Here is a 23,158-nt window from a genome sequence, read left to right on the forward strand (position 1 = left end):
GAACGGCTGGGCCCGATTGCTGTGTGCGAAAGGTCAGGTCCCTAGACTAAGGGTGCCGGTCCCGCAATAACAAGGCGAAGGCGGGCTACCGTCGAAAATCGACATGCAGATGATTGCCGTCCGGATCGCTGAGATTGATCTGGGTAATTGGCATATCCGGCAGATCAACCGCATGGTAGGCGATCCCTTCAGCTTCCAGCGTCGCCAGGAAACCCGCCATGTCGTCGGCGGCAATCGCGAAATGCTCCAGTTGCTGATCGCGCCGATATGGCGATGGTGGGGCGTCCACGCCGACCAGATGTACGATGGGCGCCCCGTCGCAATAAAGCCATGCACCGGGAAAATCGAAGGACGGGCGCCGCCCCTGCGTCAGTCCGAGCACCCTGGTATAGAAGTCGACCATCCGTTCCAGCCGTGCGGTGCGGAGATTGACATGGTCCAGCCGGCGCAGGGGCATGTCAGAAGTTTTCCTTCTTGTAGCCGAAATCGACCCGCCCGCTTTCCCGCGCCAGTATACGGGACAGTCCTTCCGGTCCGCAGTAGAAGACGTCGACATCGGTATTCGGGTGGGCGGCGCGGATCTCCGTGAACACGTCCCGCCAGTTCGGGCGCGACAGGCGGGTCGGCGCATGCAGCCCGGTCAGAAGGTCGCGTCCGGTCTCGCGGTGGTAGACTTCCATGGCGACTGTCAGGCTTGCCGACGTCAGTTCCGCCCGCAACCCCGTCAGATAGACCCTCAGATCAATCAGATCCCGGGTTTCCGGATCGTCCTCCAACTCCGCCATCAGGTGAATGAACCATTCAAAGGCCTGCTGATCACGGTTCATCCAGATGAAGTAGACCTTTTGCAGGTCCATCGTGCCGGGATCGGCCGCCCGACGGCGGTGCAGGATGGATCGCAGGATCGAGGCAAAGGGTGTGACCCCGATCCCCGCGCCGATCAGTACCGGAACCCGGCTGTCGAAGATGTCGGACGCGGGGGACCCGTATGGACCGTCAAGGAACACCTTACGCCAGTGCTCAGGGCGGTCACCGGGATCGCGCGACGCAATTCGGTTCAGGCGCCGGGTCCATGTGCCGACACTGCGAACATGAAGCTCCAGGTTTTCCTTGTCTTCCGGATTGGAGGTCACGGTGAAAGGGTGCCATTCACGCCGGGAGATCGCCGGATGCTTCAGAAAGACATACTCCCCTGCCTCGTATTCGAACCACTCCGGCCGTGCCATTCTCAGCCGGGTCACATCCGAGGGCATGGCATCCAGGGTGCTGAGCTCCGACGGGCGACGCCCTCGCATCAGGCGCACCGCCTGCTCGATCAGGAAGATCGCGCCCGGCACCACGACCCACATCCAGAAATCCGGAACATGGATCAGAAAGAATGCGAACCAGAGCCAGAACAGTCGGTGCGTGACATAGAACAGCTCGAACAGTCCCAACCTGCGGACGAAGCTGAGCGAGCAGACCCAGACAACCAAGAATATTCCGATGAGGGTCAGACCGGACCAGCCGACCTGGCTGGCGAACAGCTCACCATAGATCAGGTCCCGGGTGAAGAAATCCGGGTCGACCATGGATTCGTAGGTCGCGATGTAGCCCCCGACATGCACCAGGGCCAGGATGAAGGAAACGTGGCCGACCACCTTGTGAAAGTCGATGGCGCGATCGAGCGGCAGATAGGGGCCGACCGCCGTCCTTCGCAGGAAGGTCAGCGAGTGGCGCAGCATGCTGACCAAAATCACCGCGCCGTTCAGTTTCAGGGCCTCGGCCGCCCCCTGGGCCGTCACTGTAAAGATGTCAGAGCCGAGCGCCTGTTCCGCCAGGGCCCCCTGTCGGAACATCCAGACATTGCCGATCGCATAGAGCAGTAGCAGCACCAGCCAGGGCCGGTCATTGTCCCACAGGCGCTCCGCAAGGTCGGCCAGCGCCTGTAGGGCCCTGCCCCCCTTGCGGCGATCGCTTGGAATGCGCTGCGGCAGTTTCAGCCAGGTCGACGCACTGGCCACCATCTGCTCCTTGAGGGCCGGGTGAGCGTCGATGGTGGCCTTGAATTCGGCGAAGCTGATCGAGCCGCTGCCATCGGTGTCCACCGAACGGAAAAGTGCGTCGCTCAGCGCGTCGAGTTTCTCCGGCGGAATTTCCAGCCGGTGCTCGTTGAGACTGCGGTCCAGGATATGCGTCAGTTCCTGAAGGTCGATGGTCCCATCACCATTCAGGTCATGCAGATCGAAGACGATCCGCAGTTTCTCGTCCGGCGATCCGTCGATCAGGATCTTCGCAAACTCTATGAACTCCCAGAGCGTGACGGTGCCGCTGGCGTCGCGATCGACCAGCGCAAAGATTCGGGCGGCGTATTCCGCATCATTCAGTCCCAGACCTGCCTGCAGTTCGGCGCAATCGATCCTCTCGTCATTCCCGGCGATGGCCTTGAACCGTGTTTCGATGTCACGCAGTTGCGATGCAACATCCTTCCCGGTCTTAACCTTCAGTTCCGTACGTTCTTCCCCCATGCGCCGGTACCTCCCCTATCACGCATTAACCGTTTAACACATTCTTCGCGAGGCGGCATGTCCGTGATCGTTGCCCGAAAATGCAAAGTATTTTATCTTTTCAACATGATGAAACGATTCATGATCGCGCTTGCCGCGCCGGTCCTGTTCGCGGCGACAGCCGCCCAGGCCCAGGACATCTCGGGCGACCCCGCGCGGGGCCGCTCGCTGATGGAGGAGATGAAATGTCCGCAATGTCATGGCCCGGATGGAAAAGGGCGCATGAAGACACCCGGCGTTCCGCGCATTGACGGTCAGTACGAAACCTATCTCGTCAATCAGCTGCAGAATTTCCGCGACGGGCGGCGCCCGCATAAATTCATGGAGGTCTATGCCGGTCGTCTGGACGGTCAGACCATTCGTGACCTTGCCGCCTTCTATGCATGCCAGGGTTCGGAGCAGCCGCTGCTGCCGGATCCCGAGCGCTGCACGCCGGTGCGGTGACCGACATGCGCCATGCAACGATCGCCGCCGCGGGACTGTTACTGGGATTGTCGGTGCTGACCGGCCCCAAGGACGCCGCGGCGCTGGAATGCAACGAAAAGAACCCCGACATCTGCGCGACATGCGAGGATCTGCGGAAAGCGTATAGCGGTGCCGATATCAAATCGGTCCGCCAGATTCGGGGGCGCTCCGTGTGGACGCCGCTCTATTCCGCGTATTTCAAGGACTGCCCGGAACTGGCAACCCGCTATATCAGCATGGGCGCCCATCCCGCCATCGGCGGCATGGAGGGCGATATGCTGGCCTCCGTCATTTCCTGGGACCGTTGGGAAGTACCGAAACGCGCCGAATGGGTCGTGATGCTGGTCAAGGCCGGCGCGCGACTGGACCGGCCGCCGATTACCGACCGTACGACACGCCAGCGCTTGATGCAGGAATACGGTCAGCGCGACGATATCATGGCCCTGATCAAGATCGCGGAGGATGCCGGGGGCTGACGCCTCGTCCCGGCGGCGCGCCTCCAACGCGCCTTTTTCATCCAAGGAGAATGCAATGAAATCCGTTCGGCTCGGCCGTACCGGCCTCGAAGTCTCGCAACTCTGCTTCGGCACGATGTCCTTCGGCGGCGATGCAGACGAAGCCGAATCCAGAAAGCTGTACGCGGCCTGTCGCGATGCCGGAATCGACTTCTTCGATTGCGCCGATGTCTACAATGGCGGCAAGGCGGAGGAGATCCTGGGCGATCTGATCCGCCCGGAACGCGACCGGATCGTACTGACGTCGAAATGTGCCTCGGTCCTGGGGGACGGCAGCGATCCCAATCGCGGTGGCGCCAATCGCCGGCATATCCTGAAAGCCGTCGAGGACAGTCTTAAACGGCTCGGCACCGACCGACTGGACATCCTGTTCCTGCACCGCTGGGACCCCAAGACACCGATCGAGGAGAGCCTGCGGACGCTGGAGGATCTCGTCCGATCCGGCAAGGTCATCCATATCGGCGCCAGCAACTACACCGCCTGGCAGATGGCAAAGTCCCTGGGCATTCAGGATCGCAACAATTGGGCCCGGTTCGACATCATCCAGCCGATGTACAACCTGCTGAAGCGTCAGTCCGAGGTCGAAATTCTGCCGCAGGCGGCAGAGGAAGGCCTGGGCGTCATCACCTACGGACCGAATGCCGGCGGCTTGCTGACCGGCAAGTATCGCGACGGCGCCCGCCCGGACGGGTCGCGGCTGACGGCGAATGACATGTATGCGCAGCGCTATGCGGACCCCTACTACTACGAAACCGCAGCAAAATTCACGGCCTTTGCCGACGGGATCGGTGTCCATCCGGTCAGCCTGGCCGTTGCCTGGGCCGGGCATCATCCGGCGGTCACCTGCCCGATTATCGGCGCCCGGTCCGTCGCGCAGCTTCAGGCCTCGCTGGCCTCGGTCGATGTTCCAATGTCCGACGATCTGTGGCGGGAAATCGCCGGCCTGACGCGCCGACCACCCTCCCCCGTCGACCGGGACGAAGAACTCTGATCCGGGCCGCGCGCCCGCGGTCATAACTCCTGTGCTCAGCGGTCCGACGCCGCCGCATTGCCATGACAGTGGCGGCGTGGTGAAACCTTTGGTCTCTACTGAAAGGGATATGCGTGAGCGACAATGCCACCACAGCGCAGGATGACCGGCGGCAAACGGCGGAAGCCTATCTTTTCCTTGCCGTGACCTCGCTGTGCTGGGCCGGGAATGCGGTGCTCGGCCGGCTTGCGGTGGGAGAAGTCTCTCCCATGATGGTCGTGCTCGCCCGGTGGGCCGGTGTGCTGATCCTGTGCTGCGTCTTCCTGTTGCCGACATTGCGGCGGGACTGGCACGTCCTGAAACACCACCTGCCGTTTCTGGCCCTGCTGGGCGCGACAGGCTTCACGGGGTTCAATGCGCTGTTCTATCTGGCGGCCCATGGCACAACCGCCCTGAACATTGGCATTCTTCAGGGCACGATCCCGATCTTCGTCCTGATCGGCAGCATCGTCTTTCACAGGGTCGGGGTGCGGCCGTTGCAGGGGCTGGGCGTCGTCGTGACCCTCACCGGCGTCATCACGGTCAGCAGCGGCGGCAGTGTGGACCGTCTGCTGGCGCTTCAGTTCAATCCGGGCGATCTGCTGATGCTCTGCGCCTGCTTCCTCTATGCTGCCTACGCCATCGCACTGCGCAACCGGCCGAAAGTGTCACCGTTGAGCATGTTCGCGGTCATGGCGGGTGCGGCCTTCATCTTGTCCCTGCCGGCCGCCGGCATCGAGGCGGCCCTGGGTCACCATCAATGGCCGACGCCGTTTGGCTGGCTGGTGATCGGTCTCGTGACGCTCTTCCCGTCCTTCATCGCGCAGATCCTCTTCATTCAGGGCGTCGACCGTATCGGTCCCGGCCGCGCGGGCGTCTTCGTGAACCTTGTGCCGGTTTTTGCCGCCGCAATGGCCGTCCTGTTTCTGCAGGAGGCCTTCCACCTCTATCACGCGGTGGCACTCTGCCTTGTCCTGTTCGGCATCTACCTGTCAGAGCGCTTCAAAGCCAGAACATGAACCTGCACATGCTCCGCGGGAACAGATCATTTCAAATACGATCAATACTTGCCTGGCCGACCTGCCCCTGCGGCAAATAGAGGACCCGAGCGACTACCCCGGAACATATTCGTAAGTTAAAGTATGCTCCAACGGGCGCTTTTCGTATGGGGAGATATGAAAACGCACCGGCAAACCATAACTGGATCACGGGGGAGCTTTAAAATGATTTCGATATGGAAGGGGCCCGCGCGGCCCGCATCAGACCGATCGCTCATTGTGGCAATTGCATGCGCGCTGGTTGTGTCCTGCCAGACCGCGTCCGCCCCGACCGGCCCGGCCCTGACGCAATTGTCGGGTACGGAAACCGGCGACATTCTTTATGAAAGCCGATCCCCCTATGACTTCGTGAACATGATCGACGGATCCGCGCCCGAGGTGACCGTTCCGGCCACCCTGACCTTCCCGGACGGAGCAAATCCCGAAACGCCGGTCCCGGCCGTGATCATCATGCATGACAGTGCAGGCGTGGACGCGGTTCATGAACACGCCTATGCGTCGATGTTGAACCGGGAAGGCTATGCCGCCCTGGTCGTCGACAGCTATGGCGCGCGCGGCATTCGGAGTACGGAAGCGAACCAGACCCTGGTAACCGCGGTGATGATGCTCGCGGATGCCTATGCGGGGCTGGATCTGCTCAGCTCCGACCCGCGCATCGACGGGAACAGGGTTGCCGTGATGGGCTTTTCAAAGGGCGGCATGGTCGCGTTGTACTCATCCTTTGAACAGGTCAGGCAATGGTTTGCCGTCGGCAATGAACGTTTCGCCGCGCATGTTCCGATCTATCCGTATTGCGGGCTGCTGCCGGATGACACGACGATGACCGGGGCGCCTGTGAAGATGCTGCTGGGCGGTCTGGACGACTACACCCCCGCCTCCCAGTGTCAGACGGTGCAGGAACATGCCGATCCGGACGGCACCCTCATGACCCTGGAAATCTACAAGGGGGCATATCACTCCTTCGATGGATCGTGGACTGTCGAACGGGAACCTTTCTTCAATCCGAGTGAGTGTCACTTCTCCTTCGGAGCAGACGGCGTGACGCGGGAACGCGGAACGGGCCGGATCGCCTCCACGGCGGAACAGCGTCAGGACGTCCTGAGCGACTGCGGATCCATTGGCATCACTTCAGGTCGCAATTCGCAGGCTTCGGCCCAGGCCAGACAGGATCTGAAATCTTTTCTGAGCGCCACCTTCTGAACGTAACGACGCCCTGAGCCGGTCCCGGCCGACATCACCCGGTCGGAACCGACGCCGGAAAGCCCCCTGGAAAGCTCCAGGGGGCTTGTCCGTTCGGCATCCGCCGCTCAATCCGGAACCATCATCGGCAACGAAAGCTCTGGTCGTGGCCGCCCGCAAACCTGTCCGATTCCCACACGGTTCATACTTTCGGAATAACCTGATAAACTGTCTTTTCAGAATATCGCAACGTTCGGGAGGGAATACCCCATGGCCCGTACTCCGTTGGCGATGCTGTTAGGGATAATGATGGGCCTGATCGTCGCTGCAGATTTCGCAGCGGCGGAAACGCGTATGGCGCTCGTGATCGGCAATGGCAGTTATGCCACGGCCCCCTTGCAGAACCCGCCGAATGACGCGCGGCTGGTCGGGGACACCCTGGAAAGCCTGGGCTTCACTGTTTCCCGCCATTCCGATCTGGACCAGCGCGCCCTGAAGCGCGCCGTGCTGGATTACGGCGAGGCGTTGGCCGAGGCCGGGCCCGACACCATCAATGTGATCTTCTATGCCGGGCATGGCGTTCAGATTCAGGGGCGCAATTATCTGATCCCGGTAAAGGCGCAGATCGAACACGAACGCGACGTCCCCATCGAAGCGGTGGCCGCCGACGAGATCCTGCAATCCATCGCCTATGCGGAGACCCAGCTCAACATCGTCATTCTCGACGCCTGTCGGAACAATCCCTATGCGCGCAGCTTCCGATCGTCGGAAACCGGGCTGGCGCGCATGGATGCACCGCGGGGAACGCTGCTCGCTTACTCGACCGCCCCGGGATCCGTCGCGGCGGACGGTACCGGGCGCTACAGCCCCTATGCGCGCGCGCTGGCCCGGGCCATGAACCTGCCCGGGCTGCCAATTGAGGAGGTCTTCAAGCGCGCCCGGATCGACGTCATGGAACATACCGCCGAACGTCAGGTGCCCTGGGAAAGCTCGAGCCTGACCGGCAATTTCTCCTTCGTTCCCGCCGCTGCCGCAGGCGACGTGGCGGCGCAATCGCCCGAGGCCGTGTTCTGGAGCTCCATCGCCGCTCAGGACGATCCCGCCCTGTTTGAGGAATACCTGGCACGATATCCGGACGGGCTGTTCCGCAGCATCGCCGAAAGCCGCCTTGCAGCCCTGTCCGGCGCCGCATCCGCGCCACCACGTACCGCGCGTACCGGCCCTGTCCGGTTCAAACCGGGAACCTACGACCCCGCCATTCTGCGCAGCGAAACCGAATGTGCGGAAGTCCGGTTCCAATCGGTCACCCTGGAGCCGGAAAGCGGCAAGGGATTCTGGCTCCATCCGGATACCACCGGAATCGTGCAGTATCGTATCGAGGACGGCATCGTCGGCGTAAAGTTCAAGGGGACCCTGGTCAGCGAAACCCACGAAACCGTGCAGGTCCAGGGGGCGGACCTCTTTGTCCGAATGCGGGTCATCTATGCCGGAGGGGTCTGCAAGATCGCCTATTGGCTGAAAGGCGCCATCGGCCCGTAGGGACCGATTCCTTCCTTGCGATCCGTAAAAGACGAAACCCCCAGGTTTCCCTAGGGGTTTCGATGGTGGGCGCGGCAAGGATTGAACTTGCGACCCCTGCGATGTCAACACAGTGCTCTCCCACTGAGCTACGCGCCCGCGTCTCTGTGGACGGCGCGGTGTTTAGCACCGGTTCCCGGGTCCATCAAGCATTTGATCGCAGGAAAATTCATCGAAACGACATCGGGGCCGGCAAAAGCTGGCACAGGCCTTGCTACGCCTGGGGTGAGAGAGAAGTTCTATCGAACGGGAGAGGTTCGATGTTGCGCGTTTCCCTGGTCGCGGCGCTGCTTGGCGCCCTGCTGATTTCCGGACCGTCGGCCCGGGCGGAAGAACTTGCCGCCGCCCCGGCGGGCGCGATCGCGCCCGGCGCGCCCTCCACCAAGGACGCCGGCCCCTGCGCCGCCGCCATCGCCTATGCCGAGCGGGCCCGGAACATTCCGGTTCATCTGCTGCAGGCAATTTCCCTGACCGAGAGCGGCCGCTGGAGCGACGCCCATGACGCCTTTATCGCCTGGCCCTGGACCGTCATGGCCGAAGGCAAGGGACGCTACCTGCCCAGCATGGCAGCCGCCATTGCCGAGGTGAAGGAACTGCAGGCGCGCGGCATCACCAACATCGATGTCGGCTGCATGCAGGTAAACCTGTATTATCACGGCGACAATTTCGCGAGCCTGGAAGACGCGTTCAACCCGATTCACAACGTTGCCTATGCGACGACCTTCCTGACCCATCTGCGCCACAAGCGAAACAGCTGGACCCGCGCGGTGAAGGAATATCACTCGACCAAGCCGGAGCGGCAGGAAATCTATCGCGAGCGCGTGATGCGGATCTGGGACGCCCTGAAGAAGGGGCGGCCCGTCGGCGGCCGGGAAACCGGACTGGAAAGCAGCGGATTCGCCTATATCTCCACCGCGGAATGGCCGCCCCGCAACTATCGTGCCCAGAAGCAGATGGAAGCCGCGGCCCGGGCACGGGTCATGAACGGCGGCAGCCAGTTCTGAACCATCGCGTCCTCAGCCTCGGCCGACGCATGCCCCGCGCCTTGCCGCCCCGCTTCGGATCGTCTTAAGTCCCTGACAACAGAAGAAACGATGCGACGGGGCGATTTCATGGATGAACTGGATATCGAGGGGCTGCGCGCCGATACACCGGGCTGCGGCGGCGGGCTGATCCATCTGAACAATGCCGGGGCCGGACTGATGCCGCGCCCGGTTCTGGAGAGCGTTCAGGCCCACCTCACCCGCGAGGCGACGATCGGCGGCTACGAGGCGTTCAATCTGGCCAGGGACCAGGCGGAAAGCCTGTATGACAGCGCCGCGCGCCTGATCGGCGGCAAGCCCAACGAGATTGCCTATCTGGAGAACGCGACCCGGGCCTGGGACGCCGTCTTCTACGCGTTCGACTGGCAACCCGGCGACACCGTCGTAACCGCCAGGTCGGAATACAATTCCAACATGATCGCCTTCCTGCATGCCGAAAAGCGTCACGGCATTCGGGTCGTGCTGGCGCCCGATACACCGGACGGCGCAGTCGATCCAGACGGGCTGGAGGCGCTGCTGGACGACAGCGTGAAGCTGATCTGCCTGTCGCATATGCCGACCAATGACGGTCTGGTGAACCCCGCCGAGGCCGTCGGCACCGTAGCCGCGAAGCACGGCATCCCCTATCTGCTGGATGCCTGCCAGTCGGTCGGCCATTACCCGGTCGACGTCGCACGGATCGGCTGTACCATGCTGTCCACCACCGGCCGCAAATATCTGCGCGGTCCGCGCGGGACAGGATTCCTGTGGGTGCGTGAAGACTGGATCGCGCGGCTGGACCCGCCTTTCCTGGACAACCGCGCAGCCCGATGGACGGAAATCGACGGCTACGAGGTCTGGGACAGCGCCCGCCGCTTCGAGAATTGGGAAAGCTACATCGCCGGCCGGATCGGGCTGGGCGTCGCGCTGGACTATGCCAACATGCTGGGCGCGGACCGGATCTGGGATCGGGTCACCGGCCTTGCCACCCGGCTGCGGCGCGGTCTGGCGGAAATTCCGGGCATCACGGTCCATGACCGCGGCACGGTGAAGAGCGGCATCGTTACCTTTTCACATCCAGATGTGGACACGGCGGAGATCGTGAACCGGCTGCGGCTGGAGCATCGGATCAACACCTCGGCCTCGGACGTCCAACTGACCCGGACCGAGACGCTGGACAGCGGCATCAGGGCGATGGTCCGCGCCTCCCCGCATGTCTACAACACCGAGGCCGAGATCGACACGCTGCTGAACGCAGTGTCCGGGATCGTTCAGGTCCGGAAATAGGCGTAGACACGGCCCACATAAACGCAGGCCAGCATGATACCCAACGCCTGGATCAGCGCCTTGATCAGGCCGCCGAGCGGCGCGACACCCGACGGGAGCAACATCGCGAATCCAAGGGACAGGGCGAGTTGAACCAGCATGAGCGTGCCGCCGAAGCTGACGAGCGACCAGAATAGCGGACGGGCCTGCGCCTTGGTCTCATCCCAGCCGGCTCTGATCGCGAAGGGCTGACCCAGGGCCGTCGCCCCAAGTGCCGGAACGAACCGGGCCGAAACATAGATAAAGGCCGCCAGGCCGAGAACGGAGCCGACAACGCTTGCCAATTGAAGGAATGTGCCTCCCGACGCCGCACCGATTACCGCTGCCAGCACACTGACCGTCAGGGTCGATGCAATTAGCACCCCGATCATCGCCGCCAGCGAAAACACGACCACCACGATGTACGCGAAGAGATACTGAAGTTCCGCCTCGCCGAGAGATAAGAGCGGAAACCGTCCGTCCTCCGGCGGACCGTATACGGTCAGTCGGATCCATACCGTGATCGCGGGCAGCAACACCAATAGGGTGAGTATCTCAAAAGCCAGAACTTCGAAGAATCCGCCCACGGCGGTCAGATACAAGATGAGATCGGCCATTTCATTGCCGGGCGGCGGCACTGGCGGCGGCGACATCATGGTCGAAACCAGCATGCTGGCCACGACAAAGGCGCCGAGCGACAGCCACGCCGACCGCAGGAACAGACCGAAATGCCCGAACGGCAGCGAGAAACTGCCCAGTACGATGTCCTTTGTCGGGAAAGTCCCTGCCCCACCTGTATCGGGTTCGCTCACGGTTCCCTCTGCATGTCCTTGTATGTCCCGCGACGGATATAGGGGGTGTCGCGGGGTTTGGCCACCGATTCGCGCGCCTCACTCTTCGGCATCGTCGTCGCGGCTGCGATCCTCATCCATGAAGGTGCGGACCTCGGCCAGGGTCGGCAGAAGCACGGCGATCCGGTCGGGGGGGATGGCTGTGGCCAGGCGCTGGACGTCGGGATCCAGCGCCCGAATGGCCTCCTCGCGAAACCGGCGCCCCTGATCGGTCAGCCACACCCGCTTGCTGCGGCCGTCCTTTGGATTGGGCCGCATTTCGACCAGGCCATGCTTCACCAGACCGGTCAGGGTATGGGTCATCGTCGTCTTGGGCACCTGAAAGGCCCTGGCCAGGGTGTTCGGCGTCTGGCCATCCCGGACCCTGGTCAGATGGTTCAGGACAGAGAAATGCGGCAGCATCAGCCCCTCCGGGAGCCGCGCCTCCATCGCCGCGCGGCTCAACTGTGAAAGGATGCCGATCTCGTTGAAGAATCCGAAGTAAATGAGCCGCGTTTCGTCGTCCATTCCGGACCTTGCTCTAAAGAATCTTGTTTTCCAGCGGCCAGCGCGGGGCGGGCGGTTTGGCCGGTCCGAAACCCAGCCTTCCGATCATCTGAACAGTATGCCCTGGTTCGGCCAGCAGGTCATGGGCGGACTGACGGTGTTCCGACATTTCGGGATATTCCTGAAGCGCCTGACTGACCGGATGGAGGGACAGGCCCAACCCCGTCGTCGCCAGATTGAGGCGCATCCACTGCCGTCCGGCGCCGATCTGATGCTCCCGCGTGTTCCCGTTGGTGGTGACGACAGCATAGGCCGGCGTGGCGGCCAGCATCTCCTGATAGATCGCAATGCCCTGCTGGTAGGACGTCGATGTCGGATCCAGCTGTGCCTGCCGACTCAGCATGCCGAAGGTGATCAGGAGTTCCAGCATGCCACCGCCGAGATCGATACCGTCCGGATTGGCTTCGATCTCCGACTTGCCAAGCCGCATCAGTTCCACACTTTCGCGATGGGTCCTGGGCGTTCCGGCTTCCACTTTCCAGGCCCTCCAGGTCAGATCGCGCAATGCCGCGACTGTGTCAGGATCCGTGACAATGTCCGCCATCGCCTGAAGTCCGAAGGCCAGCTCCTCCGGGACTGCGCGGTCTTCGAACGGTTCCTTGCAGGAACGTCGGTCCAGCATGTGGTCGAACAGTGGGCTGCGTTCCGCGCCTGGCTGAAAGACGACGCGTGCGGTCGGCCCATCCTCTCCCTCCGGAAACAGTGTCGTATCCAGCTTGAAGCCACGGGCGCTCGCCGCGATGTCCAGACCTTCCAGGAAACAGCCCATCCCGATGGTCAATTGCCTGTCATAGGGGTCGGTTTCCGGGAGGTTCAGCGTCCGGTCACGATGAATGATCACCGTGTCGTCACCGACCAGTTCCGCCAGCCACGGCTGACGGTTATGCGGGTTGGGTGCCAGGATCGCGTAGGACAGCGCAAACCGGCGGGGCTCGTCATAGCCCCCTGCTACCCGCCAGGGCGCCAACGCCTTATCCGGAGACCGCGTGGCGACATGGCCGGCCCATCCGCCGGCTGCGAGAATGGTACCGCCCCCGATCAGGGCGAGGGTCTTACGTCGGGAAAGGGGCATCGATCAAACTCCATTTAGTGCGATTTCGTATTATATAGTTCGATATCGTACTTAATGGCAAGAACAATATGATTTCCGCGCACTCCCCCACCGAACCTGAAGAGGTTGTGTCCCCAAACTGGCTAACAGGAGGGGACGTGACGACAATGTCCGTCGCCGCCCAGGATCAGAATCGCCGCGTCACATGCCCGGTCGCATCGATTGATAAATGCGGGCAAAGAACAGACAGCCCATCAAGGTACTGAAGAACTCGACGAAGACACCGAGGGCCGTGAAGAAAATCAAGTATGCCCAATAAGATCCCGATGACGGGTCAAAGCCGAAGCCTAACCCAAGGACATCCGCTAGCAGGAAGCCGAGCGCGGTCACCACGAACCCAAACAGTGCAAATATGAGAAGGCAGACGATGACGAACATAATGAAGGCGAGAACGACAATGATGCCGCTACCGCGCGCCAAACGCCAGGAACGGCCAATGCCGATTCGGTCGCCCAAGGCGGAGCCAACGACCGCCGGGATGAAATGGGACAAGACATACCCGAAGGCCGCGAGGGATAGGATCATCGCCGGAACCGCCAACCATTGCGCGTCTCGGCCCAGCGCCCGAACACCATCGAAAACGGTGGTCGCGAGCAAGGCCATACCGACCGAGAGAACCACACCAGTGAGGATTAAGGCGATCAACAATCGGATTTCTCGGCCGCCGAATGGGAACGACGTTTCCCGTTGTGCCTGACCACGGCCTTCGACGCCCATCCGCAGCCAGATCGCCAACGCTGGGGTCATGGGCAGTAGAAAGACGAGTTCGAAAACCAGGGTATGGACCGTGACCCGCATCTCTGTCGGAATCCACCCAACCCTGTGACCGATCGTAAACAGCTCCCGATCCAGAATGTAAGGGCTCAGGAATGGCGTGAGCAGTGCCAGGACGAAGACAATCGCCAGCGGAAGCCGCGCCGCACGGAAATAGGTTCCGACGTAACCGAACGCCTCGTGCATCGCAAAACCGAGGGGCGCCAAAACGGTTAGGCGCCCCGACGTGTTAATCGTGTCGTCCGACATGTCCCCCCCATAACCCTTCTATCTGGACGGGAGTATATTATGCTCCGGGCCGAAGGGGAAACCGGTGATGTTGTCGGCACCGTCTTCCGTGACGATCAGGATGTCGTGCTCGCGATATCCGCCAGCACCGGGCAGACCTTCGGGCAGCATGATCATCGGTTCCATGGACACGACCATGCCGGGCTGCAGGACGGTGTCGATATCCTCGCGCAGTTCGACGCCCGCCTCGCGGCCGTAATAGTGGCTCAGCACCCCGAAACTGTGGCCATAGCCGAAGGACCGGTACTGCAGCAGGTCCCAGCCTCGATACATCTCATTCAGTTCAGCCGCGATATCGCAGCAGCGCGCCCCGGGTTTGATCAGGTCCAGCCCACGCCGGTGGACGGCAACGTTCTTTTCCCACAGGTCGAGATGCGCGTCGGAGGCATGTTCGCAGAACAGGGTCCGCTCCAGCGCCGTGTAGTAGCCGAAGATCATCGGGAACGTGTTCAGCGACAGGATGTCCCCCGCCTGAACCACCCGGTTCGTGACCGGGTTATGGGCCCCGTCCGTGTTGATGCCCGACTGGAACCAGGTCCAGGTATCCATCAATTCGACATAGGGATAGGAGGCGGCGATCTCTCGGATCATGGCATTCGTTCCGGCGATGGCGACCTCATGCTCCGGCACGCCGGCCGCCACGGCCTCTGCCACTGCGACGCCGCCGATATCGGCGACCTGGGCGCCCTTGCGGATCAGGACGTGCTCTTCCTCCGACTTGATCGTGCGCATCCACATGGACGGCTGACCGACATCGACCAGTTCCACGCCCGGCAGCGCGTCCTGAAGCTGGCGTTGCGTGTCCAGCGTGATGTGGTCGAACTCGACACCCAGCCGCTTCACGCCCCGGGTCAGGGTCTGAACGGCATGGAAATAGTTATCCTTCCGCCAGTCGGTATAGGTGACGTTGTCCCCGAATGTCCGGCGCCACGGCTGCCCGCCGTCGATCCCGGCGGAGATGGAGGTCGCGCCGTCCCGGTCGATCACGAAGCCGTATTTGCGCCCGAAATAGCAGTAAACGAAGCCCGCGTAGTAGTTGATGCAGTGATAGGATGTGAACAGGCAGGCATCGACATCGTTCTGTCCCATCCAGTCACGCACAGCGTTCTGCCGCCGCGCCATCTCCGCGTCGGAGAAGGGGGAATAGGATTTTTCGCCATTATGCCAGGTCACCAGACGCGCGAGATCGTCGGCCATATCTACTCTCCTAGGGTTTGAGGCGGGCGTCAGGCGCCGCGCAGGATAGGGAAGTCCGGGCCGGACAGCGGGTCCCCGCTGGCCAGGGTCACATTCGGGAAAGGCGGCGAGGTCACACGGCCTTCGGGCCGGATGAAGGTCGCCGGTCCGCCTACCAGCCGCAGGGAAAACGCGCGGCGGCTCTGATCGGCGCTGTTGTTCGCGGGGGCGCCGTGAATGGTACGGTAGTCGAAGGCGACCGCGTCGCCCGGCTCCAGCGCCCAGCCGAGAATGTCGTATTCATCGCGATGATCGTTGATGTTCGGAATATCTTCCAACCCGTCCCCCGGATTCAGCGCCGAGCCGTCGAAACGCTGCGGCCGGAAGAACTTGCCCCATTTGTGCGAGCCACCGACGAATTCCAGCGTCCGGTCGCGCGGCACCGGATCCAGTGGCACCCAGATGCTGACTGTGCGCGGGGCCTCAACGCTGTAATAGGGCTGATCCTGGTGCCAGGGCGTCGGAATGCCGGTATTGGGCAGTTTTACGATAACGTGCTCGTGGAACAGTTGGACCTGTTCGCATCCCATCAGTTCCGCGCCGACATCGGCGGCGGGTGAATTGAAGATGAAGTCCCGGTATTGCGGAATGCGCTGCCAGTTGCAGTAGTCGCTCAGGAAGGTGCCGCCCTTCTCCTCGTCGTGATAGATGCGGGCCTCCGGTGCAGGGTCCTCGATATTGCGGTCAACGCCGGCGCGCAGCGTGTCCACCCAGTCGCGGAAGACACCGCGCAGCACGGCCGCACCGTCGCGGTCGAAAGCGTCGACCGTTTCCTGATCCAGATAGGCTGCCATCACGTCGATCCTCAGAAATGCGTTTGATACCCCTCCGCTTTACACCGTCTGCGCCTATCCGTAGAAATAATACTTATGGATATACTTCATAAGAAAATCCGATCGCTCACATTGAAGCAGATCGCCTATGCCGTGGCGACGGCGGATGCGGGAAATGTGTCGATGGCGGCACGGCGTCTGAACGTGTCTCAGCCGGCGATCTCGGCCGCAATCCAGGCGCTTGAAGACCTGTTCGGGCATCGAATCTTCACGCGCCATCCCGGACAGGGCGTCGCCCCGACTTCGTTCGGCCTGACAGTGCTGGCCGAGGCGCGTAACCTGCTGGCCCAGGTAGAGAGTTTCTCCTCGCTTGGAGACCCCGCGGCGGCACCGCGAGGTCAGGTCGTGCTGTGCTGCTATCGCGGGTTGGGGCCCTATGTCCTGCCCGGCCTTCTGAAGCATCTGGAATCGCAATTGCCCGGCATTACCGTGCGTTTCCTTGAGGTCGATCTGGACGAAGTCCCGTCGCGACTGCAGCAGGACAATGCGGACATGGCGATTACATACAATCTGGGCCTCGATGAAGGGCTGGAATCCCATTCCCTCTATTCGGCGCGGCCGTATCTGCTATGCGCTTCCGATCATCCACTGGCCGTGCGCGACACGGTCGCCCTGCAGGACCTGCAGGGTGAGGCCCTGATCCTGCTGGATCAGCCGACCAGCGCCCAGCATATGATCAGCCTGTTGAAAGGGCACGGCGTCGAACCGCGCATCGCGGCACGGGTCAGCGAGTACGAACTGCAGCGGGCCCTCGTCGCCCATGGCTTCGGAATCAGCCTGACCTACACCGTGCCGAACAATGGTGTCTCGTATGATGGCCGACCGTTGGTGGCCCTACCGATCGACACCCCCTTGCCGTCCGAAAAGGTCCTTCTGGTTCGAAACATTCAATCGCGATACCACCCGGCGGTTGCTGCAACACATGCTGCCGTTCTGGACTGGGCCCAAACGGAAAGGGTCAGCCCGACGGTGCCGCATGCTTGATCGCACCCTGTCGGCGGTTTAACGCTTACGTCCGGATGGAATTCACCATTGTCCAGAGGGAGGCCGCCCCATGGCCCGCGGTTCGTTCTCCGGCGTTCTGTCGCCGGTCCTTTCGCCCAACAGCGCCGACGGCGGCGTCGACGCCGAACGCTTTCAGGCGATGTGCAAATGGCAGCTTTCCGCGGGGATCGACGGTCTGGCCATTTTCGGCACGACCAGCGAAGCCAACAGCATTTCCATCTCGGAGCGGATGCGGCAGACCGAAGCCTTGGTCGCATCCGGGGTGCCGGCCGACAGGCTGATGCCGGGCACGGGCACCTGCTCCCTTGCCGACACCGCGGCGCTGACCAAACAGGCTGTCGAACTCGGCGCGGGCGGTGTCCTGCTACTGCCCCCCTTCTATTTCAAGGGTGTCAGCGAGGACGGGTTGTTCGCCTATGTCGCGGAACTGATCCGGATCGTCGCCGACGACCGGCTACGCATCTATCTGTATCACATCCCGCCGCAGGCCGTGATCGGTTGGTCCCTGCCACTGATCCAGCGCCTTGTTGCCGCCTTTCCGCAGACGGTGGTCGGCCTGAAGGACAGCACCGGCGACTGGGACAACACCAAGGCGATCCTGGATAACGTTCCGGACTTTGATGTCTTCCCCGGTTCCGAACTGCTGCTGCTTGACGGCCTGAAAAATGGGGGCGCCGGGTGCATCAGCGCGACCGCCAACGTGAATCCGACCGGCATTCGCGCCGTTCTGGATGCCTATGCCGCGGGCGATATGGACGCGGCCGAAAAGGCGAACGAGGCGATGAAGGCTGTCCGGCTGGTCTTTCAGGGCTATGCGCCTATCCCGGCCCTGAAGGCGGCCGTCGCCAGTTTCAGCGGCGATGATGCCTGGGCGGCGGTTCGCCCCCCACTTTTGGGCCTGACTGCCGACAAGACCGCAACCCTGATGGAACAGCTGCGCCAGCTGGATTTCTCCATCGACTTCAATGGAAAGCTGGGCTGAGACCGACCATGACAAGCAACCGTTACCGTGAAGTGGTGCAACGTATTACCGCCCTGGCCGAGGGCGAAACCGACGCCATCGCCCTGATGGCGACGACTGTCTGCGAGTTGTATCAGGAAGACGATCGTTTCGACTGGGTCGGCTTCTATCGCAATGTCGGCAACGACATCTTGAAGATCGGACCGTATCAGGGCGGCCATGGCTGCCTGACCATCCCGTTCTCACGCGGTGTTTGTGGTGCCTGTGCCCGCACCGGCGAGGTTCAACTGGTCCCCGATGTCGATGCGTTCGAGGATCATATCGCCTGCGCGTCGAGCACCCGATCCGAACTGGTGCTGCCGGTCCGCGACGCGAAGGGAAACCTGCTGGCGGTTCTGGACATCGACAGTGACAAACCCGACGCCTTCGATCAGGAAGACGTCACGGCGCTGGAAACCCTGATGCGGGATCTGTTCGCCAAGGCGCAGTAGGCCGGGTCAGCCGTTCTTCTGCGCCTTCGCCCAGCTGTCCCGCAGACCGGTGGTGCGGTTGAAGACCATCTTGTCGGGCGTGCCGTCCGGGTCGACGCAGTAATAGCCCTGCCGTTCGAACTGAACCGTCTCGCCGACCGGAATTTCGGTCAGGCTGGGTTCCAGTTTCGCATCAGCGATCACCGTCAGGGAATCCGGATTAAGATCGTCGATAGGATCCCCGTCCGCGCCCGGATCCGGGCGGACATAGAGATGATCGTAGACCCGCACTTCTGCCGAAACCGCGTGGTCGGCCGACACCCAGTGCAGCGTTCCCTTTACCTTGCGGCCGTCCGGGGCATCCCCGCCCTTGGTAGCCGGGTCATAGGTGCACAGCAGTTCCACAATGTCGCCCGCGTCGTTCTTCACGACATCCTGGCAGGTGATGAAATAGGCCCAGCGCAAGCGGACCTCGCGTCCCGGGGCCAGACGGAAGAACTTCTTCGGCGGATCTTCCATGAAGTCCGCCTTTTCGATGTAGAGCGTACGGGAAAACGGAACCTGACGCATGCCGCCTTCCGGGTCTTCCGGATTGTTCACGGCATCCAGCGTTTCCGACTGACCTTCGGGATAATTGGTGATTGTGACCTTCAACGGGTCCAGCACCGCCATCCGGCGCTGGGCGTTCTTGTTCAGATCCTCCCGAATGCAGTGCTCCAGCATCGGATACTCGATCGTGTTGTCCGACTTTGTCAGTCCGATACGGCTGCAGAAATCGCGCAGTGCCGCCGCGGGTACGCCGCGCCGCCGCAACCCGCGCAGGGTCGGCATGCGGGGATCGTCCCAACCGCGCACATGCCCATCCTTGACCAATTGGATCAGCTTTCGCTTCGACAGCGCCAGATAGGTCATGTTCAGGCGCGAGAACTCGGTCTGACGCGGACGCGACGGAACCGGCAGATTCTCGATCAGCCAGTCGTAGAGAGGACGATGATCCTCGAACTCCAGCGTGCACAGCGAATGGGTCACCCCCTCGATGGCATCGCCCTGGCCATGGGCAAAATCATAGGTCGGATAGATGCACCAGGCATCACCCGTCCGCGGGTGATGGGCGTGCAGGATCCGGTAAAGTACCGGGTCCCGCAGATTGATGTTCCCGGACGCCATGTCGATCTTGGCACGCAGGCTCTTTTCGCCGGCCTTGAACTCCCCGTTTCGCATCCGGGCCAGCAGATCCAGGTTCTCCTCGACCGACCGGTTTCGGTACGGGCTTTCCTTTCCGGGTTCGGTCAGCGTGCCGCGGTACTCCCGGATTTCCTCGGGCGACAGGTCGTCGACATAGGCCTTTCCGGCTTCGATCAGATGAACCGCGTAGCCATAAAAGGTCTCAAAGTAGTCCGACGCGAATTTCGGCTCCCCGTCCCATTCGAAACCCAGCCAGCGCACATCCTCCTGGATGGCGTCGATATATTCCTGCTCTTCCTTCGTCGGGTTCGTGTCGTCGAAACGCAGATTGCAGCGTCCGCCAAACTCCTCCGCCACGCCGAAATTCAGGCAGATCGACTTGGCATGTCCGATATGCAGGTAGCCGTTCGGTTCCGGCGGGAAGCGGGTCACCAGTTCCGAGACCTTTCCGTTAGCCAGGTCGCTGCGGATCATCTCGCGAATGAAGTCGCGGCGTGCTTCTTGGGTCTCGGTCTCACTCATGGGATCAATCCAGATCTTCGACTTCGCTATGATTGCCATCCAGCTTCGACGCCAGCGAGGCTTCCAGGAAGGCGTCGATATCGCCATCCAGAACCGCGCCGGTATTGCTGGTTTCGACGCCGGTGCGCAGGTCCTTCACCATCTGGTAGGGCTGCAGCACATAGGACCGGATCTGCCGGCCCCAGCCGATCTCGGTTTCCGCCTCGAAGTTTTCCTGGGCGGCGGCTTCGCGCTTCTTCAGTTCCATCTCGTAGAGACGGGCCTTCAGCATCTTCATCGCCGTCGCGCGGTTCTTGTGCTGCGACCGATCGTTCTGACACTGCACCACGATACCGGTCGGCTGGTGGGTGATACGCACCGCGGAATCGGTCCGGTTGACGTGCTGGCCACCTGCGCCGGAAGCCCGGTAGGTGTCGACGCGCAACTCACTGTCGTTGATTTCGATCTCGATGGAATCGTCGATCTCGGGATAGACCTTGACGGACGAGAAGCTGGTATGGCGCCGCGCCGAGGAATCATACGGCGAAATCCGCACCAGGCGATGAACACCGCCCTCGGTCTTCAGCCAGCCATAGGCGTCCTGCCCCGACACTTTCAGGGTGACGGATTTGATACCGGCCTCTTCCCCGGGGCTTTCTTCGATCAGTTCGGTCTTGTAGCCGCGCTTGTCGCACCATCGCGAATACATGCGCGTCAGCATCTGCGCCCAATCCTGGCTTTCGGTTCCGCCGGCACCGGCGTGAACTTCCAGGAAGCAGTTGTTGCCGTCGGCCTCGCCGGATAGCAGGCTCTGCAATTGCAGCTTCGCGGCGGTATCGCGCAGGCTGGAAAGGGCCTTTTCGGCATCCTCGATCATCGACTGATCGTCTTCCAGCTCCGCCAGTTCGATCAGTTCGACATTGTCGTTGAGGCCGTTCTCCAGTTCCAGAAAACCGTTGATCCGGCTTTCCAGCGACGCGCGCTCGCGCATGACTTTCTGCGCGGCCTCGGGGTCGTTCCAAAGATCCGGGTCTTCCGACCGGGCGTTCAGTTCTTCAAGGCGTTTTGTCGAGACACCCCAGTCAAAGATGCCTCCTCAGCAGTTCCAGCGACTGCTTGAGTTCGTCGACCACCGCTTGCGTCTCAGCGCGCATTCGAACCGATCCTTTCCAGTTTCGGATTATCGGCCCTGCACTTAGGCGATGCGGCGCGAACAGGCAAGCCCGCTCGCGGCATTCCAAGCGCGCGCAGGTAGTGCGCGCGCCTGCAATCCAGCCCCTTGCATCACCCGTCATGCCTTTCCCGGGAGTCCGCCGGGGCCTGTTCGCGGTCGGTCATACCGTAATCGCGGATGACGCTGGCGATCCGCAGCCTGTAGTCCTGAAACACCCCTTCCCGACCGGCCGACTGGGCATCCCGGTGTGCCATTCGATTACGCCAGGCGGCGACCGCCTCTTCATCCCGGAAGAAGGACAGTGACAGCAGCTTTGAAGGGTCGCTCAGGCTCTGGAACCGCTCCACCGACAGGAATCCGTCATGATCCTTCAACTCCTCGAACAGACGCGCAGCGATATCCAGATAAGCCGCCTTGCCGCCTTCGCTTGGCGTGACCTCGAAGATAACGGCGATCATGACGACACCGTCCCGCCATGGGGCAGCGACACGCATTTCAGGAAAGTCCGATCCTCGCGCAGCAGGAACTTTTCCCGCTGGGCGAACTCATAATTCTCGCGGCCCAGCGGATCCGCGGCCAGGCGCGCCCGATAGGCCTCATAGACAGCCAGACTTTCGATGTTGTAGACGCCGTAGGCCAGGGTCGATGACCCTTCATGCGGGGCGAAATATCCGATCAGGTCGGCGCCGCAACGCGGGATGGCCTGGCCCCAGTTCCGGGCATATTCGGCGAAGGCGTCCTTCTTCGTCGGATCGATATGATAACGGATGAAACAGGTCAGCATGGCCGTCTCCAGGAGGTTCCGATGCCCTTCATTGCCACGTTGCCGCCCGCCAATGCTTCGTCTAGCATCGAAGTATGAAAGAAGGCCCAGACATTGCGTTGATCGCCTCCCTCATCGGTGACCCAGCCCGCGCCAACATGCTGACCGCATTGATGGACGGAAAGGCGTATACGGCCACGGAACTGGCCGCCGAGGCCGGTATCACCCAACAGACCGCCAGCACAAATCTGAAGAAGCTGGAATCCGGCGGGTTGATCCGCCAGCGAAAGCAGGGACGCCACCGCTATTTCGCGCTATTCGACGAACAGGTGGGCAATCTTCTGGAATCCATGATGGGATTGGCTGCGGCTCGCGGCCATGTCCGAACGCGCACCGGACCGAAAGATCCAGCCCTTCGCCATGCCCGCATCTGTTATGACCATCTTGCCGGGGAACTGGCCGTGTCGCTGCTCGACAGCCTGTTGGAACGCCGCATGCTGCGGGAGGATGGGGAGGAACTCCACCTCACCGATATTGGGGAATCCTTCTTCGGTGCGATCGGCATCGACCTGGACAGCCTGACCGGCAGTCGGCGCCCGGTCTGCAAATCGTGCCTGGACTGGAGCATGCGGCGCAGCCATCTGGCCGGCGGTCTGGGCAAGGCGGTTCTGGACCACACCTACGCCGCCGGTTGGGCTCGCCGGATCGACGGCACGCGGATTGTGGCATTCACACCGGTTGGCGAAAGCGCGTTTAGAAAAGCCTTCGACATCGTGTGACACC

24 protein-coding genes and 1 tRNA gene are annotated in these 23,158 nt (G+C 62.0%); 12 read left to right on the forward strand and 13 right to left on the reverse strand.

Translation table 11 applies throughout. The annotated features are described in order from the left end of the window. Window positions 1-85: 85 nt before the first annotated feature. Both R8L07_00350 and R8L07_00355 read right to left on the reverse strand, forming a co-directional pair. Entirely contained in the window at window positions 86-457 is a 372-nt protein-coding gene (locus R8L07_00350) for a VOC family protein (GenBank protein ID MDW3203962.1), read from the reverse strand. Window position 458: 1 nt separating this feature from the next. Beyond that, window positions 459-2,507: an EF-hand domain-containing protein gene (locus tag R8L07_00355; protein MDW3203963.1), complete on the reverse strand. Its 2,049-nt coding sequence runs from the start codon at window positions 2,505-2,507 to the stop codon at window positions 459-461. Between the two features lie 120 nt (window positions 2,508-2,627). Here R8L07_00355 and R8L07_00360 point away from each other — a divergent pair, with 120 nt between their 5' ends. From R8L07_00360 to R8L07_00385, 6 genes are all read left to right on the forward strand, one after another. Next, the gene (locus R8L07_00360; protein MDW3203964.1) at window positions 2,628-2,990 is read left to right on the forward strand and encodes a cytochrome c; all 363 of its coding nucleotides are present in this window, start codon (window positions 2,628-2,630) and stop codon (window positions 2,988-2,990) included. 5 nt (window positions 2,991-2,995) lie between these two features. Then, the gene (locus R8L07_00365) at window positions 2,996-3,487 is read left to right on the forward strand and encodes a hypothetical protein (GenBank protein MDW3203965.1); all 492 of its coding nucleotides are present in this window, start codon (window positions 2,996-2,998) and stop codon (window positions 3,485-3,487) included. A 55-nt stretch (window positions 3,488-3,542) separates the two neighbouring features. After that, window positions 3,543-4,517 (forward strand): aldo/keto reductase, encoded by a 975-nt coding sequence (locus tag R8L07_00370; protein ID MDW3203966.1) that lies wholly within the window; start codon window positions 3,543-3,545, stop codon window positions 4,515-4,517. A gap of 113 nt (window positions 4,518-4,630) precedes the next feature. Continuing rightward, entirely contained in the window at window positions 4,631-5,554 is a 924-nt protein-coding gene (locus R8L07_00375) for a DMT family transporter (GenBank protein MDW3203967.1), read from the forward strand. Between the two features lie 258 nt (window positions 5,555-5,812). After that, entirely contained in the window at window positions 5,813-6,793 is a 981-nt protein-coding gene (locus R8L07_00380) for a dienelactone hydrolase family protein (protein MDW3203968.1), read from the forward strand. A 249-nt stretch (window positions 6,794-7,042) separates the two neighbouring features. Next, window positions 7,043-8,311, forward strand: a complete 1,269-nt coding sequence (locus tag R8L07_00385) for a caspase family protein (GenBank protein MDW3203969.1) — start codon at window positions 7,043-7,045, stop codon at window positions 8,309-8,311. A 63-nt stretch (window positions 8,312-8,374) separates the two neighbouring features. On the opposite strand, the gene R8L07_00390 is transcribed toward R8L07_00385, so the two are convergent. Next, a tRNA-Val gene (locus R8L07_00390) sits at window positions 8,375-8,449 on the reverse strand. Between the two features lie 161 nt (window positions 8,450-8,610). Between R8L07_00390 and R8L07_00395 the strand changes: the two genes are divergently transcribed. Beyond that, window positions 8,611-9,354 carry a transglycosylase SLT domain-containing protein gene (locus tag R8L07_00395; GenBank protein MDW3203970.1) on the forward strand — a complete coding sequence of 248 codons (744 nt, stop codon included), beginning with the start codon at window positions 8,611-8,613 and terminating at the stop codon, window positions 9,352-9,354. Between the two features lie 90 nt (window positions 9,355-9,444). Then, window positions 9,445-10,659, forward strand: coding sequence for an aminotransferase class V-fold PLP-dependent enzyme (locus R8L07_00400; protein MDW3203971.1), 1,215 nt, complete (start codon window positions 9,445-9,447; stop codon window positions 10,657-10,659). Here the strand turns inward: R8L07_00400 and R8L07_00405 are convergent. The 6 genes from R8L07_00405 to R8L07_00430 form a co-directional block, all read right to left on the reverse strand. Continuing rightward, window positions 10,644-11,489: a hypothetical protein gene (locus R8L07_00405; protein ID MDW3203972.1), complete on the reverse strand. Its 846-nt coding sequence runs from the start codon at window positions 11,487-11,489 to the stop codon at window positions 10,644-10,646. The genes R8L07_00400 and R8L07_00405 overlap by 16 nt on opposite strands. 78 nt (window positions 11,490-11,567) lie before the next feature. Continuing rightward, window positions 11,568-12,035 carry a MarR family transcriptional regulator gene (locus R8L07_00410; protein ID MDW3203973.1) on the reverse strand — a complete coding sequence of 156 codons (468 nt, stop codon included), beginning with the start codon at window positions 12,033-12,035 and terminating at the stop codon, window positions 11,568-11,570. A 13-nt stretch (window positions 12,036-12,048) separates the two neighbouring features. Then, window positions 12,049-13,146 (reverse strand): twin-arginine translocation pathway signal protein, encoded by a 1,098-nt coding sequence (locus R8L07_00415; protein ID MDW3203974.1) that lies wholly within the window; start codon window positions 13,144-13,146, stop codon window positions 12,049-12,051. 180 nt (window positions 13,147-13,326) lie between these two features. Next, window positions 13,327-14,208: a hypothetical protein gene (locus R8L07_00420; GenBank protein MDW3203975.1), complete on the reverse strand. Its 882-nt coding sequence runs from the start codon at window positions 14,206-14,208 to the stop codon at window positions 13,327-13,329. Window positions 14,209-14,226: 18 nt separating this feature from the next. Further along, complete coding sequence (locus R8L07_00425) at window positions 14,227-15,444, reverse strand: M24 family metallopeptidase (protein MDW3203976.1); 1,218 nt, start codon at window positions 15,442-15,444, stop codon at window positions 14,227-14,229. Window positions 15,445-15,473: 29 nt separating this feature from the next. Then, window positions 15,474-16,277 (reverse strand): phytanoyl-CoA dioxygenase family protein, encoded by an 804-nt coding sequence (locus R8L07_00430; protein MDW3203977.1) that lies wholly within the window; start codon window positions 16,275-16,277, stop codon window positions 15,474-15,476. Window positions 16,278-16,352: 75 nt separating this feature from the next. On the opposite strand from R8L07_00430, the gene R8L07_00435 reads away from it, so the two are divergent. The 3 genes from R8L07_00435 to R8L07_00445 all read left to right on the forward strand — a co-directional run bounded on the left by R8L07_00435 (window position 16,353) and on the right by R8L07_00445 (window position 18,773). Further along, a complete protein-coding gene (locus R8L07_00435) occupies window positions 16,353-17,300 on the forward strand; it encodes a LysR family transcriptional regulator (GenBank protein ID MDW3203978.1) in 948 nt (315 codons plus the stop codon). Between the two features lie 70 nt (window positions 17,301-17,370). Next, window positions 17,371-18,303, forward strand: coding sequence for a dihydrodipicolinate synthase family protein (locus R8L07_00440; protein MDW3203979.1), 933 nt, complete (start codon window positions 17,371-17,373; stop codon window positions 18,301-18,303). An 8-nt stretch (window positions 18,304-18,311) separates the two neighbouring features. Beyond that, on the forward strand, window positions 18,312-18,773 hold the full coding sequence (locus tag R8L07_00445; GenBank protein MDW3203980.1) for a GAF domain-containing protein: 462 nt from the start codon (window positions 18,312-18,314) through the stop codon (window positions 18,771-18,773). 6 nt (window positions 18,774-18,779) lie between these two features. On the opposite strand, the gene R8L07_00450 is transcribed toward R8L07_00445, so the two are convergent. The 4 genes from R8L07_00450 to R8L07_00465 form a co-directional block, all read right to left on the reverse strand. Continuing rightward, window positions 18,780-20,459, reverse strand: a complete 1,680-nt coding sequence (locus R8L07_00450) for a glutamine--tRNA ligase/YqeY domain fusion protein (protein ID MDW3203981.1) — start codon at window positions 20,457-20,459, stop codon at window positions 18,780-18,782. 4 nt (window positions 20,460-20,463) lie between these two features. Beyond that, a protein-coding gene (prfB, locus tag R8L07_00455) for a peptide chain release factor 2 (GenBank protein ID MDW3203982.1) occupies window positions 20,464-21,592 on the reverse strand; the annotation gives its coding sequence in 2 pieces (ribosomal slippage) (window positions 20,464-21,522 and window positions 21,524-21,592; 1,128 coding nt in all). Window positions 21,593-21,722: 130 nt separating this feature from the next. Further along, window positions 21,723-22,070 carry an antibiotic biosynthesis monooxygenase gene (locus tag R8L07_00460; GenBank protein ID MDW3203983.1) on the reverse strand — a complete coding sequence of 116 codons (348 nt, stop codon included), beginning with the start codon at window positions 22,068-22,070 and terminating at the stop codon, window positions 21,723-21,725. Next, complete coding sequence (locus R8L07_00465) at window positions 22,067-22,396, reverse strand: NIPSNAP family protein (GenBank protein ID MDW3203984.1); 330 nt, start codon at window positions 22,394-22,396, stop codon at window positions 22,067-22,069. The genes R8L07_00460 and R8L07_00465 overlap by 4 nt, the downstream gene beginning before the upstream one ends. A gap of 74 nt (window positions 22,397-22,470) precedes the next feature. Between R8L07_00465 and R8L07_00470 the strand changes: the two genes are divergently transcribed. After that, the gene (locus tag R8L07_00470; protein ID MDW3203985.1) at window positions 22,471-23,154 is read left to right on the forward strand and encodes a winged helix-turn-helix domain-containing protein; all 684 of its coding nucleotides are present in this window, start codon (window positions 22,471-22,473) and stop codon (window positions 23,152-23,154) included. Window positions 23,155-23,158: the final 4 nt, after the last annotated feature.

This window comes from Alphaproteobacteria bacterium, assembly GCA_033344895.1.
In the GTDB taxonomy this organism is placed as follows: Bacteria; Pseudomonadota; Alphaproteobacteria; order UBA8366; family Aestuariispiraceae; genus Pacificispira.

Bases quoted from the DNA above. Each gene is read 5' to 3' on its own strand.
- R8L07_00350 (MDW3203962.1), bottom strand. From the start codon at position 457: ATGCCCCTGCGCCGGCTGGACCATGTCAATCTCCGCACCGCACGGCTG.
- R8L07_00355 (MDW3203963.1), bottom strand. From the start codon at position 2,507: ATGGGGGAAGAACGTACGGAACTGAAGGTTAAGACCGGGAAGGATGTT.
- R8L07_00360 (MDW3203964.1), top strand. From the start codon at position 2,628: ATGATCGCGCTTGCCGCGCCGGTCCTGTTCGCGGCGACAGCCGCCCAG.
- R8L07_00365 (MDW3203965.1), top strand. From the start codon at position 2,996: ATGCGCCATGCAACGATCGCCGCCGCGGGACTGTTACTGGGATTGTCG.
- R8L07_00370 (MDW3203966.1), top strand. From the start codon at position 3,543: ATGAAATCCGTTCGGCTCGGCCGTACCGGCCTCGAAGTCTCGCAACTC.
- R8L07_00385 (MDW3203969.1), top strand. From the start codon at position 7,043: ATGGCCCGTACTCCGTTGGCGATGCTGTTAGGGATAATGATGGGCCTG.
- R8L07_00395 (MDW3203970.1), top strand. From the start codon at position 8,611: ATGTTGCGCGTTTCCCTGGTCGCGGCGCTGCTTGGCGCCCTGCTGATT.
- R8L07_00400 (MDW3203971.1), top strand. From the start codon at position 9,445: ATGCGACGGGGCGATTTCATGGATGAACTGGATATCGAGGGGCTGCGC.
- R8L07_00410 (MDW3203973.1), bottom strand. From the start codon at position 12,035: ATGGACGACGAAACGCGGCTCATTTACTTCGGATTCTTCAACGAGATC.
- R8L07_00415 (MDW3203974.1), bottom strand. From the start codon at position 13,146: ATGCCCCTTTCCCGACGTAAGACCCTCGCCCTGATCGGGGGCGGTACC.
- R8L07_00420 (MDW3203975.1), bottom strand. From the start codon at position 14,208: ATGTCGGACGACACGATTAACACGTCGGGGCGCCTAACCGTTTTGGCG.
- R8L07_00425 (MDW3203976.1), bottom strand. From the start codon at position 15,444: ATGGCCGACGATCTCGCGCGTCTGGTGACCTGGCATAATGGCGAAAAA.
- R8L07_00430 (MDW3203977.1), bottom strand. From the start codon at position 16,277: ATGGCAGCCTATCTGGATCAGGAAACGGTCGACGCTTTCGACCGCGAC.
- R8L07_00435 (MDW3203978.1), top strand. From the start codon at position 16,353: ATGGATATACTTCATAAGAAAATCCGATCGCTCACATTGAAGCAGATC.
- R8L07_00440 (MDW3203979.1), top strand. From the start codon at position 17,371: ATGGCCCGCGGTTCGTTCTCCGGCGTTCTGTCGCCGGTCCTTTCGCCC.
- R8L07_00445 (MDW3203980.1), top strand. From the start codon at position 18,312: ATGACAAGCAACCGTTACCGTGAAGTGGTGCAACGTATTACCGCCCTG.
- R8L07_00450 (MDW3203981.1), bottom strand. From the start codon at position 20,459: ATGAGTGAGACCGAGACCCAAGAAGCACGCCGCGACTTCATTCGCGAG.
- R8L07_00460 (MDW3203983.1), bottom strand. From the start codon at position 22,070: ATGATCGCCGTTATCTTCGAGGTCACGCCAAGCGAAGGCGGCAAGGCG.
- R8L07_00465 (MDW3203984.1), bottom strand. From the start codon at position 22,396: ATGCTGACCTGTTTCATCCGTTATCATATCGATCCGACGAAGAAGGAC.
- R8L07_00470 (MDW3203985.1), top strand. From the start codon at position 22,471: ATGAAAGAAGGCCCAGACATTGCGTTGATCGCCTCCCTCATCGGTGAC.